Origin of the sequence: Chryseobacterium sp. LJ668 (genome assembly GCF_019613955.1) — a bacterium.
Classification (GTDB): domain Bacteria; phylum Bacteroidota; class Bacteroidia; order Flavobacteriales; family Weeksellaceae; genus Chryseobacterium.
Window position 1 is genome coordinate 3,395,934 of sequence record NZ_CP080443.1, and the last position, 12,105, is coordinate 3,408,038.

At 35.5% G+C, this 12,105-nt stretch carries 10 protein-coding genes; 3 read left to right on the plus strand and 7 right to left on the minus strand.

Annotated features, from left to right (window positions below; genetic code table 11):
- The first annotated feature begins 18 nt into the window (after positions 1 to 18).
- The gene (locus tag K0U91_RS15885) at positions 19 to 675 is read left to right on the plus strand and encodes a GDSL-type esterase/lipase family protein (protein WP_220179438.1); all 657 of its coding nucleotides are present in this window, start codon (positions 19 to 21) and stop codon (positions 673 to 675) included.
- Between the two features lie 7 nt (positions 676 to 682).
- Positions 683 to 1,648, plus strand: coding sequence for a tetratricopeptide repeat protein (locus K0U91_RS15890; protein WP_220179439.1), 966 nt, complete (start codon positions 683 to 685; stop codon positions 1,646 to 1,648).
- A gap of 33 nt (positions 1,649 to 1,681) precedes the next feature.
- On the opposite strand, the gene K0U91_RS15895 is transcribed toward K0U91_RS15890, so the two are convergent.
- The 3 genes from K0U91_RS15895 to K0U91_RS15905 form a co-directional block, all read right to left on the minus strand.
- The gene (locus K0U91_RS15895) at positions 1,682 to 3,034 is read right to left on the minus strand and encodes a DEAD/DEAH box helicase (protein ID WP_220179440.1); all 1,353 of its coding nucleotides are present in this window, start codon (positions 3,032 to 3,034) and stop codon (positions 1,682 to 1,684) included.
- A gap of 110 nt (positions 3,035 to 3,144) precedes the next feature.
- Positions 3,145 to 3,759 (minus strand): NADPH-dependent F420 reductase, encoded by a 615-nt coding sequence (locus tag K0U91_RS15900; protein ID WP_220179441.1) that lies wholly within the window; start codon positions 3,757 to 3,759, stop codon positions 3,145 to 3,147.
- Positions 3,760 to 3,779: 20 nt separating this feature from the next.
- Entirely contained in the window at positions 3,780 to 4,553 is a 774-nt protein-coding gene (locus tag K0U91_RS15905) for a type 1 glutamine amidotransferase domain-containing protein (protein WP_220179442.1), read from the minus strand.
- 106 nt (positions 4,554 to 4,659) lie between these two features.
- Here K0U91_RS15905 and K0U91_RS15910 point away from each other — a divergent pair, with 106 nt between their 5' ends.
- Positions 4,660 to 5,007 carry a winged helix-turn-helix transcriptional regulator gene (locus K0U91_RS15910; RefSeq protein ID WP_219968625.1) on the plus strand — a complete coding sequence of 116 codons (348 nt, stop codon included), beginning with the start codon at positions 4,660 to 4,662 and terminating at the stop codon, positions 5,005 to 5,007.
- A gap of 26 nt (positions 5,008 to 5,033) precedes the next feature.
- Here K0U91_RS15910 and K0U91_RS15915 read toward each other — a convergent pair whose 3' ends face one another.
- The 4 genes from K0U91_RS15915 to purH all read right to left on the minus strand — a co-directional run bounded on the left by K0U91_RS15915 (position 5,034) and on the right by purH (position 11,771).
- Complete coding sequence (locus tag K0U91_RS15915; protein ID WP_220179443.1) at positions 5,034 to 6,677, minus strand: ABC1 kinase family protein; 1,644 nt, start codon at positions 6,675 to 6,677, stop codon at positions 5,034 to 5,036.
- Positions 6,678 to 7,128: 451 nt separating this feature from the next.
- Positions 7,129 to 8,658, minus strand: a complete 1,530-nt coding sequence (guaA, locus tag K0U91_RS15920) for a glutamine-hydrolyzing GMP synthase (protein ID WP_220179444.1) — start codon at positions 8,656 to 8,658, stop codon at positions 7,129 to 7,131.
- A 228-nt stretch (positions 8,659 to 8,886) separates the two neighbouring features.
- On the minus strand, positions 8,887 to 10,125 hold the full coding sequence (gene purD / locus K0U91_RS15925; RefSeq protein WP_219968622.1) for a phosphoribosylamine--glycine ligase: 1,239 nt from the start codon (positions 10,123 to 10,125) through the stop codon (positions 8,887 to 8,889).
- Positions 10,126 to 10,256: 131 nt separating this feature from the next.
- Positions 10,257 to 11,771, minus strand: a complete 1,515-nt coding sequence (gene purH, locus K0U91_RS15930; RefSeq protein ID WP_220179445.1) for a bifunctional phosphoribosylaminoimidazolecarboxamide formyltransferase/IMP cyclohydrolase — start codon at positions 11,769 to 11,771, stop codon at positions 10,257 to 10,259.
- Positions 11,772 to 12,105: the final 334 nt, after the last annotated feature.

The window sequence follows — 12,105 nt, forward strand, 5'->3', positions numbered from 1 at the left end:
TAACTAAAAATCAGAATAATGAAGAAAATCATTTCAGCATTTCTATTGCTGACCTCTATCCTTATTTTTTCACAGAAAGAAAAACCGATGTTTTGGCAGGACATTGAAAATTTTAAGAAATCAGATCTTAAAAAATCCTCTCCGAAAAATGCTATTTTGCTCATCGGAAGCTCATCTTTTACTAAATGGCAGGATGTTGCAGATTATTTTCCAGGTAAAATAATCATTAACAGAGGTTTTGGAGGTTCAAGATTAACAGATTTAAATTTTTATTCTGAAGATTTACTCAAACCCTATCAACCCAAACAAATTATTATCTATTGCGGTGAAAATGATTTTGCTGATGATGAAAGATTAAAAGCTGATGTCGTAGTGGATAGATTTAAAACATTTTACATAAAAATACGTGAAAAGTTTCCGAATATTGAAGTTGATTACATTTCAATAAAATATTCTCCGAGCCGCGAAAAACTCTGGCCTCAAATGACAGAAGCTAATGAGAAAATTGCAAAATTTATGAAGAAGGAAAAGAACGCAGAATTTATTGACATTACAAAAACAATGAATGATTCTAATGGAAATGTAAGAAAAGACCTTTTTCTAAATGATATGCTTCATATAACTCCGGAGGGGTACCAACTTTGGGCAAAAGTGATAAAACCTTATCTAAAATAATTACAACATGATAAAAAAACAGCTAACCACTTTAATTGCATTAGTCATCTGTTGCTTAAGTTTTGCACAGAAGACCCCAAACAATAAAAAATTGATTCAGGAACTCTCTGACAATGCCTGTAAATGTGTAGATTCCATAGAAATTTTTAACAGAGATAAATCGGATATCATAAAAGATGTTCACGGTTGCATTGACAAGCATACAGGTGCTTTACAATTAGGTTCTCTTCTTTCAACTGTTGATGAACTGTCTAAAAACGCTCCTGAAGTAGATGGTAAAAAAGAAGTGAATATCAATCTTGATCTTGATAAAGATTCTAAGCAATATATAGAAAGTTATAATGAGATTGAACGTTATATGATGAAAAACTGCTCAAGTCTAAAAGATGCAGTAAATGTTGCAGAAAGCAAAATAGAAAAAGTCACTAAAAATGATGAAGCTTTAGACTTTTATCACAAAGCAATTGAAGCATCAAAAAAAGAAGATTGGGTAGAAGCAATAAAAAATTATGAGAGAGCTGTAAAAAAAGATCCATCTTATACCTATGCATGGGATAATTTGGGGTTGTGCTACAGAAGAATTGGAGAATATGATAAAGCTCTTGAGGCGTATAAAAAATCTCTTGAAGCAGATCCTGCAGGAAAAATGCCGTTGCAGAACATTCCCGTCATATACATTTACAAAAAAGAATATCAAAAAGCTATTGACGCTTACTTAAAATTAGATAAAGTACATCCCGGAGATCCTGAAGTATATTACGGAATTGGAAATGTCTATTTCTCAGGTATCAAAGATGATGAAAAAGCATTAGACTACATCTGTAAAGCCTACAGAATTTATAATGACCAGAAATCGCCTTACAGAACAGATGCAGAAAGCATACTATCATTAATATATAAAAATATGAAGGAAAAAGGACAGACCGAAAAATTTAAAGAAATTCTGAAAAAAAACAACATAGATATTAAATAAACAAAAAACGATTCCAAATTGGAATCGTTTTTCTTATTTCTTTCTTTTAGATTTCGAAATGGCTTTCTGCTGTGATCGGTTGGCACCGAATTTTTTAGGCTCTTTTCTTTTTGAAGGCCCACCCCAGTTTTCTTTTTTATTTTTGTCTTTCTTTTCATGAAATGCACCTCCTCCTTCATACAATTTTCCCTGTGCGGGATTTTTCATCAAAATGACATCTTCCTCAGATGCAATCTTTTTAGGATTGATTTTGACCTCTGATGGGAAATCAATGTACTGTAATTCTTTGTCCATCAATAATTCGATATCTAAGACAAGAGTTTCTTCTTTTTTAGCAACAAAAGTAATAGCTTTTCCATCCTTATCTGCCCTACCTGTTCTACCAATTCTGTGAATGTACTGCTCAGGAACTTCCGGAGTTTCAAAATTGATAACATGCGTAATGTTTGAAATATCCAGACCTCTCGCCATAACATCAGTTGTAATTAAACCTCTGATCTCTTCCTTTTCAAATCTTTTCATCGCTTTTAAGCGGTAATTTTGAGATTTGTTGGAGTGAATAACATCAAACTGCTCTGGAAAAAGCTCATCTATTTTGGTAAAAAGTATGTCTGAGTGTTTTTTATTATTAGCGAAAATCAAAACTTTAGACATATCTGCATTGTTTTTCAGCAAATATTCAAGCAGGTTGATTTTTGTGTTAAAGTTTTCAACTTTGTAAGCAGTCTGCTCAATTTTTTCAAGCGGAGTTCCCGATTTTGCCAGTGAAATTTCAATAGGACCTGCAAAATACTGTTCCAGCATTTCGTCAACAGCTTCTGTCATGGTTGCAGAAAAAAGAATATTCTGTCTTTTTTCTCTCATCATTTCAAAGATATGTGTCAATTGAGGTCTGAAACCCAAATTCAACATTTCATCAAACTCATCAATAATCAACTTTTGAACTTCTCTCAGTGAAATGGCATTATCAATCGCCAGATCCATGATTCTACCCGGAGTTCCGACTAAAATATCGCAGCCATCATTGAATAAAAGCTTTTGTGTATTGATATTCTTTCCACCGTAAATTCCTATTACTCTTGCAGTGATATTTTCTGTCAGTTTTTCTACAATTTCCGTTACCTGCACCACCAGTTCTCTTGTAGGAACCAGCACAACAACTGTAGGATTTCCTGTTTTATTATATTTCCAGGTCTTTAAAACCGGTAAAAGATACGCTAACGTTTTACCCGTTCCAGTCTGTGCAATTCCCATCACATCCCTTCCGGAAAGAATAGGACCTATACTTTTTTCCTGAATTGGGGTAGGCTCAAATAAATTTAAATCTGCTAAAACATCAAGAACTCTAACCGGAAGGTCAAAGTCTGCAAAAGTGAGTTTTTCCATTTTGCAAAGATAGAGAATTAATTTTTGAACTTCTTATAGAGTAAGGTTTTGTGTATGAAACGAGCAGATAATATAAGAGACAGAAGCAAAACTGCAGCCTTATTCACAAATTATCTTTTCAAAACTTTAAACGCCATATTTCTTCCATTGCCTTGCATTATGGCAAGATTAATCCAGGAAAGGGCAAATTTTTCCAACAGTTCTACTTTATCCGCTTTTCCAAAATCTATACAGGAATCAAAACCACAATCCAAAGCTAATTGCTTGGCAACTTCTTTTGCTTTCTCACTGTCTCCCGCCATGAACATATCTATTTTTTCACCATTATATGATGGATTAAGCATATTTTCAAAACCTGTTGTATTGAAACATTTTACAATTTCAGCCTGAGTTTTGTCTGCTAAAGCATGATAAACAGTTTGATACGGTTCGGGAGCATTCATCACTGCATTTGTAGCGTCAATGATTACTTTTCCGGATACATTTCCTAATTTCTTGATAATTTCAAAAATGGCCATTGGCGGTGTTGCAATAAGAATGACGTCACACTGCTTTACTGCATTTTCAATAACGGCAAAACGATCTTCACCGATTTTTGTAGCGAGAGAGACATTTTTTTCACTAAGAGGAAACTGAGCGCCTATCAAAACAGTGTGCTTCATTTTAATCCATTGTTGCGCTAATGCGCTTCCTACGTTTCCAGAACCAATAATTGCTATTTTCATCTTGTTATTTTTTTACAATATTAATTATTTTTCCCGGATAATTGATCAACTACCAATCCTGCTGCGGCTGCACCTGAGTTCTGTTGTTGCCCTGTAATCAGGTTACCATCTGCAATAGCATAAGCGCTGAAAGGAATTTCAACTTTAAATGTTGTTCCGTCAATTTTCCTTGCTTCCGTTTCTATTCTGTAGGGCTGAATTTTCATTCCAACCGCCTGATCTGCAAAATCTTCTTCTGCATCTGCAAAGCCCGTCCATGTTTTTCCTTTTACCAATAACTCGCCATCAGATGTTTTAGCTTCCAATAATAAAGCGGTTGAGTGGCACACTGAAGCGCTTGGCTTTCCGTTTTCGTAAAAATTTACAAATAAGCTTTCTAAATCTTTGTTTCCCCTGAAAGTATACATTGGCCCCTGTCCTCCAATAAGGAATATAGCATCATATTTTTTTTCATCAATTTCAGTTAGTTTCTTCGTATTTTCAAGCATTGCAGTAAATTCAGGTTTTTGCAAATATCCTAAAGAAATTATGTCATGAGATGAATAACCGCTTTCGTCCAGAGGATTTGAATAACCATCCATTTCCAGTTTGCCACCATTTGTAGAAACCAATTCCACATCATATCCGGCTTCCTGAAACACTCGTAAAGGATGAGTGAGCTCTGCTGCCCAAAAACCGATTGGCCAATTGGTTTGCTGACTTACACTCGGTGAACTCGCGACCATTAAGATTTTTCCTTTTGAAGGCGCACCGTGAAAATGAACATAGCTATGTACTTCTTTTACTTTTCTCATATTTGCCTTTTTAATTTTTTTTTAATTTTATTAAAACAAATATAATTCTGAGTTTTGGCTAAAACAATAATGGTTATCTTTGTAAGTAACGCACAAAGATGTAAGTATGCCTGATTTTATCTCTGATAAGCACCTGTTTCACAACCCTGTTGAATTTGCCATGAGCAAAATAGGAGGAATGTATAAAATGCCAATTCTCTGGCGTTTAAAAGATAAAACCTGGCGGTATTCTGAACTTGCCCATCATATTCCTCATATTTCAGACAGAATGCTATCAAAAAGTTTAAAGGAATTGTTAAATGATGGTTTCATTTCCAAGAAAATATTCCCTGAAGTGCCGCTCAGAACAGAATACACTATTACAGAAAGAGGAAATAAAGCCATAATAATTATTACCGCTTTACGCAATTATGGTTTTGAACTGATGAATGACTTTGGGATTAAGGAGAAATAATCGGTCAATGATGTTTTGCGAGAGCATTACTTTCTCATAATTCTTAATAAAATAATGGTTACTAAAAGCATCGAAAACATAAATCCTACTATTGCAACCAAAGACATGTTACCCATTCTCGGACCGGTTTCAGAGACAAAAACAATGGCTGTTGCGATGATATTTGCTCCCAATACCATTGCCAAAATTAAATTGATGATGCTTGATTTTATGAGCTGATTTGTTTTTTCAATATTTTTTATCTCGCTCGAAATGGTAAATTTATTATCATCCAGCTTCTGTAAAACCGAACGCATTTCTTTTGGAATTTCGTCAATATTATCCGTAAAAGTTATCATTTTCTCTATTCCGGTTTTAAGGAGCTTTTTCGGGCTTACTTTTCTGGCGAGAATTTTTTTGGTGTAAGGATGAAGACTTTTTACAAGATCCAAATCCGGATTAATGGTTCTTCCTACCCCTTCTATGAGGCCAATCCCTTTAAACAGGAGATAAAAATAATCAGGCATGTAAAGCCTGTTTTCTTTCAGAACATCTTTCATTTTATTCATGATCGTGTTCGGATCAATATTTTTCAGGGACGTGCTGTGAACAAAATTCAAAACTTCCTCTACATCTTTTTCAAATCTTCTTTCATCCGGAATTTCATAGCTGACCGCCATTTTCTTGAGATAACGAACAATTTTATTGGAATTTTTAGCCACGAAAGCAACAATCAGACTTTCAAGAATTTCTTTGTCATTGGGCTGAATTTTCCCTATGGCTCCGAAATCGATGAAAACAACTTTTCCATCTTTTTTTACCAAAATATTTCCAGCGTGAGGATCTGCATGGAAAAATCCGTAATCTAAAATCTGTGAAACGAAAAGTCTTAAACCTACTTCAGAAACAGTCACAGGATCAATTTGATGTTTTAAAAGTTCTTCTTTATCGGTAACTTTTATTCCGTCAATAAATTCCATGCAGAGGACGTTATTGTTGGAGAATTCGTCATAGATAATGGGAACGTAGGTTTCTTTATGATTTTTAAAATTTAGAGCAAACTGATGGATATTATTTCGTTCGTTAACGAGCGAAACCTCTTCCAGTAAAGATTTTTCAAAAGTGGCAATGGCCTGCTTTAAATTTAATTTTGAGCCAATTTCAGAGTATGTCGAAATCAACTTTACCAGATCTTTAATGAGCAATAAATCATCTTCAATAATAGAAAGAACATCAGGTTTTTTGATTTTAAGTATAACTTTTTCTCCGCTACTGAGTGTTGCTTTATAAACCTGTGCAATCGAAGCGGTAGCTAATGGTATTGTAATAATTTCAGAAAAATGGTCTTTAACAGAAATATTAAATTCGTTTTCAAGAATTTCTTCCACATTCATATCGATAACCTCTACCCGATCCTGAAGTTTCTGCAGCTCCTGAATCAATTCGGGTGGAAGCAGATCTTCCCGGTTGCTGAATGTCTGACCAAGTTTCACAAAAGTGGGACCCAATTCTTCCAGAACCATCCTGATTCTTTCATAAACGGTTCCTTTGGAAATGATTTCGTCATTCTGCAAAGCATTTTCTTCCGGTTTTTTGCCCATTCTGGCAATCATATCTTTGAAGCCGTATTTGCTTAAAACGGAAATTAAACGTGCAGATCTTTTTAGCTTTCGCTGCTGTTTGTCAAACATAATTTTGAAGATGAATTGAATTACAAAGTACGTTCAAAATTTATTCCTATTGAAAAATAGCACTATATTTATTGAAATATTTTAAATTCGAATCTCAATTATTAGTTCAAAATGAAATATTTTCATCTTACTCATTTTTCCACAATTCTAATTATTTCTTTTATAAGAATTATTTTTTCTGATTTTAAAAAGGCATTATCTCACAATATAAATTTATTTTCATACTCTGAATTTGAAGAACGTGATACAAATAGTTTAGTTTATTTTGTTCTGATGCTTTCAATATTGATAAACTATATTCTCCCTGCAAAAAATAATATATCGAAGGGAGTATATTGTATTTTGATAGCGCTCAATATCATAATTATCATTCTGCATTTGCATCAGTTTTAAATTATAAAACAAAAAAACCAGCCTCGAAAAGCTGGTCTATATTATTTACGCATCAAAATTATTCCCACTCGATTGTTGCAGGTGGTTTGCTTGAAATATCGTAAGCTACTCTGTTGATTCCTCTCACTTCGTTGATGATTCTGCTTGAAACGGTATCTAAAAACTCGTAAGGAAGTCTGCTCCACGTTGCGGTCATAAAGTCGATAGTATTCGCAGAACGAACCACGGCAGTGTATTCGTAAGTTCTTTCGTCACCCATAACTCCTACGGATTTTACAGGAAGAAGCACTACGAATGCCTGAGAAACTTTCTCATACAAATCGTTTTTGTACAACTCTTCAATGAAAATATCATCCGCTTCCTGAAGGATTTTCACTTTTTCAGCATCTACAGCACCCAAGATTCTGATTCCCAAACCGGGACCCGGGAAGGGATGTCTGTGTACCAAATGATGAGGAATTCCCAATTCTTCACCTACTTTTCTTACTTCGTCTTTGAAGAGTTCTCTTAAAGGCTCAAGAAGCTCAAACTCCATTTCTTCGGGGAGTCCGCCCACATTATGGTGAGACTTGATTACTGCTGAAGGTCCGTTTACCGACTGGCTTTCGATCACATCCGGATAAATTGTTCCCTGAGCTAAGAATTTTGCCCCTTCAATTTTATGAGATTCTTCGTCGAAAACATGGATAAATTCGTTTCCGATAATTTTTCTTTTAGCTTCCGGATCGTCGATTCCTGCTAATTTTGATAAAAATCTTTCTTTGGCGTCAACCAATTTGATATTCATATGAAAATGCTCTCCATAATTTTCCATCACTTTGACGTCTTCATCTTTTCGTAAAAGTCCGGTATCTACAAAGATACACTGCAATTGATCTCCGATTGCTTTGTGAATCAGAACGGCAGCAACAGAAGAGTCTACACCTCCGGAGAGACCAAGGATCACTTTGTTATCACCAACTCTTTCTCTGATTTCTTCAACCGTTTTTTCGATATAATTGGTTAGTTTCCAGTTTTTCTCGGCGTTACAAATTGCGAAAACGAAGTTTTCCAACATTTTTCCACCTTCTTCTGTGTGAGAAACTTCAGGATGAAACTGTACGCAATAGATTTTTTTATCTTCATTAGAAATGGAAGCAATTACTCCGGATTTTGCATTTAACTCAAAACCTGCAGGCAGTTCTCCGACTTCGTCAAAATGACTCATCCATACAATAGAATTGTTGGTAACTCCTTTTAACAAAGAACTTTCTTTCACAATATCCAAATGCGCTTTCCCGTATTCGCCTTTTTGGCCTTTATGAACTTTTCCTCCTAAAAGGTGTGCGGTAAGTTGCATTCCGTAGCAAATTCCCAAAATTGGAATTCCCTGTTCGTATAATGATTTTTCAACCAAGTGCGCATTTTCTGCGTTTACAGAACTTGGTCCGCCTGAAAGAATGATCCCTCTCGGCTGCTTTTCTAAAATAGTCTCTAATGATGTATTGAATGGCAAAATTTCGGAATACACCCCCATCTCACGGATTCTTCTTCCGATAAGCTGGTTGTACTGAGATCCGAAATCTAATATGATAATACCGTTGTTCATTTTCTATAATTGATAATTTATAAATGATAAAACAAATGATGTTGATTTACCTAATTTTTTAAAGGGACGAAAACCCTAGCCCTGATGGGAGCGGCATCCTTTTTTGTTATTGCAAGTCTGCGAATGTTCTAGGGATAACTTCAGTAGTTTGCAATGACAAAAAAGATACAGTGGACAGCAGGTTCCCGGCTTCTAATAAAAAAAGCCCCGAAAAATCAGGGCATTATATTAAAATTTACCGATATCTTCTCTGTAAAAACTGTAATCGAAGTGCACATGATGTGCGTCTTCATACACTTTCTTTCTAGCTTCGTCGTAAGTAGCGCCGGTAGCAACTATATTAATTACCCGACCTCCATGAGAAACTATTTTGTCTCCTTTTTTGACAGCTCCTGCACACAACACCTGGCTGTGCTTGGCTTTTTCTATTCCTGTAATTTCAAAACCTGTTTCGATGTTTCCAGGGTACCCGCCTGAACACATTACCAGACAAACTGCTTTTTCGTCTTTGAATTTAAGGTTTAATTCTTTTCCGTTCATACAGTCGTTGATCACGTCTAAAAGATTGTTTTCCATCAACGCCATCAAAACCTGAGTTTCAGGATCTCCGAATCTCATGTTGTATTCTAAAAGATAGGTTCCGTTTTTGGTTACCATCAATCCGAAGAAAATGATTCCCTTAAAACTGAAACCTTCTGCCTTGAGACCTTTAAGAGTAGGCTCTAAAATATTTTTTTCAAAATCTGCAGTATGCTCTGCCGTAAATTCCGGGCTTGGTGCTACAGATCCCATACCACCTGTATTTGGGCCTTTATCGCCGTTTCCAGCTTTTTTGTAATCTTTTGCAGCAATACACGGGAATATTTTTTCACCGTTTGAGAATGCAATAATTGATGCTTCAAAACCTTGTAAAAATTCTTCAATAACCAAACGAATCCCTGCATCACCATGAATTCTTCTGATCATAAAATCGTGGATGGTAGCTTCTGCTTCCTCAAGAGTATCACAGATAACAACGCCTTTTCCGCCTGCTAAACCACTTGCCTTAATTACTAAAGGATAATCCTGAGTTTTTACATAAGCCTTCGCTTCGTTGTATGAATCAAAGACTACAGCTTTAGCTGTTTTGATATCATAGGTCTGCATAAATTTCTTAGAGAAAGCCTTACTTCCTTCAAGACTTGCCACTTTTTGGTTCGGACCGAAAACTTTAAGGTCATGCTTCTTAAACTCATCTTTCAAACCAGCTACCAAAGGAGCTTCAGGACCTACAATTGTAAGATCTACTTTTTCTTTAATCGCAAAATCTCTCAATTCCTTAATCTCAGACATATGAACATTTTGCCCAATTGCGTCTGTAGATGCATTTCCGTTGGCAAAAAACATTTTGGTAACCCTGTTGTCCTTTTGAAGTTTTGCTGCCAGTGCAGATTCTCTTCCACCTTCACCTATGATTAATATTCTCATACTTTATTTATTATCTAGTCTAATTTACAAATATATAATTTTGAATGCTATAAATACAATTAGAAAATGTAATTTTCTGCTGTTAGCCATTGACTTTTGGTTACCAGCAATTGTATTTACACAAAAAAAAATTAATGAAAGAAATGCCTTACACCTGTGAACATCATTGGGATTTTGTGTTCGTTAGCAGCATCAATACTTTCCTGATCTTTTACGCTTCCTCCAGGTTGAATAATCGCTGTAATACCTTCCTGCGCGCAGAAATCTACCACGTCGCGGAAAGGGAAGAATGCATCAGAAGCTAAAACTAATTCTCCTGTGAATTTCTCTTTTGCTCTTTCGATTGCCTGTTGAGTCGCCCAGATTCTGTTGACTTGTCCGCCACCGATTCCGAAAGCCTGAATACCGTTTGAAACAACAATCGCGTTTGATTTTACATATTTTACGACTCTCTGAGAAAATAATAATGCTTTTTTCTGCTCTTCTGTCGGTTGAGTTTCAGTAACCACTTTAATATCATCTGAGAAAGTACTGTCGTTGTCCTGAACCAATATTCCACCGTCAACTTTTACCCAGGTTTGTTTGTCAGAAACCGGATTAACGATTTTTATGATTCTTAAATTTTTCTTTTTTCTTAAAATTTCCAAGGCATCCTCTTCAAATTCAGGAGCCATTACGATCTCAAGGAAAGTTTTGTTTAATTCTTCAGCCGTTGCAGCATCGATTTTAAAGTTGGCAGCAACGATTCCACCGAAAATAGAAACAGGATCACATTCAAAAGTTTTCTTATATGTTTCCAAAGCAGAAGTTCCGATTGCCACTCCACAAGGTGTAGAATGTTTTACGGCACAACAAGCCATTTCTTCTTTAAATTCAGTAACCACTTTCCAGCAAAGATCCATATCACGAAGATTATTGAAAGATAATTCTTTACCTCCCAATTGTTCGAAATCTTTCATTGCTCCGTTTTCGAAAGTTGAAGTGTAGTAAGCTGCAGTCTGGTGCGGGTTTTCTCCATATCTTAAATCTGCCACTTTCTTATAAGAAGCACTTAAATAAGTTGGATAATCTTCTTCTAACAGCATTCTTGAGATGGCCGCATCGTAAGCTGAAGTCAGATTGAATACTTTTCCTGCTAACCTTTTACGAGTTTCGATGACGGTGTCACCGTTTTGTTCCATTTCTGCTTTTACTATTCCGTAATCTTCAACGTCAGTAATAACAGTGACAGAATCAAAATTTTTAGCAGCTGAACGAAGCATGGATGGTCCTCCGATGTCGATGAATTCTACTTTTTCATGTAATGAAATGTCTTTGTTTACATTTTCAAAAAAAGGATACAAATTCACAATCACCATGTCGATCAACCCGATATTATGCTCTTGAACGGTCTTCATGTGCTCTTCGTTTGAACGAACTGCCAATAAACCTCCGTGAACTTTCGGGTGTAAAGTTTTCACTCTTCCGTCCAACATTTCAGGAAAATCGGTTACCTCATCGATCTGAATCGGATTTAAACCAGCGTCTTTCAAATGTTTGAATGTGCCTCCTGTAGAGATCAATTCATAATTTTGAGATTCTAAAAACTGTGCGAATTCTGTTAATCCGCTTTTGTCAGAAACACTGATCAAAACTCTCTTGCTCATAGATTTTTTTCATTTTTTGAAGCGAAAATCGCAGGATTGCGATTTTCACTCATTTTTACTTTTGCCTTTGAGGCCTTTCAACTTTTACTTTTTACAGTTATTTCAAACTGTAGACCGGTTCTTTCACCTCCGATCTTACTTTTACCTAGATTTTTTTGAAATAATTTTTGTTTATCTAAGTGTGTCTTTTTATTTTTATTTAGCATTCATTTTGTCATGCTGGGAGCATCTATGCTGTTTTTAGATTCCTACGGAATGACAAACTGGATGTTACTTATAACACATGGAGCCCTATCTTTTCTTTCTGTTGAGCACTTCCTGTTGTTACTCAATT

Coding starts and splice junctions, on each gene's coding strand:
- K0U91_RS15885 (WP_220179438.1), top strand. CDS start 19: ATGAAGAAAATCATTTCAGCATTTCTATTGCTGACCTCTATCCTTATT.
- K0U91_RS15890 (WP_220179439.1), top strand. CDS start 683: ATGATAAAAAAACAGCTAACCACTTTAATTGCATTAGTCATCTGTTGC.
- K0U91_RS15895 (WP_220179440.1), bottom strand. CDS start 3,034: ATGGAAAAACTCACTTTTGCAGACTTTGACCTTCCGGTTAGAGTTCTT.
- K0U91_RS15900 (WP_220179441.1), bottom strand. CDS start 3,759: ATGAAAATAGCAATTATTGGTTCTGGAAACGTAGGAAGCGCATTAGCG.
- K0U91_RS15905 (WP_220179442.1), bottom strand. CDS start 4,553: ATGAGAAAAGTAAAAGAAGTACATAGCTATGTTCATTTTCACGGTGCG.
- K0U91_RS15910 (WP_219968625.1), top strand. CDS start 4,660: ATGCCTGATTTTATCTCTGATAAGCACCTGTTTCACAACCCTGTTGAA.
- K0U91_RS15915 (WP_220179443.1), bottom strand. CDS start 6,677: ATGTTTGACAAACAGCAGCGAAAGCTAAAAAGATCTGCACGTTTAATT.
- guaA (WP_220179444.1), bottom strand. CDS start 8,658: ATGAACAACGGTATTATCATATTAGATTTCGGATCTCAGTACAACCAG.
- purD (WP_219968622.1), bottom strand. CDS start 10,125: ATGAGAATATTAATCATAGGTGAAGGTGGAAGAGAATCTGCACTGGCA.
- purH (WP_220179445.1), bottom strand. CDS start 11,771: ATGAGCAAGAGAGTTTTGATCAGTGTTTCTGACAAAAGCGGATTAACA.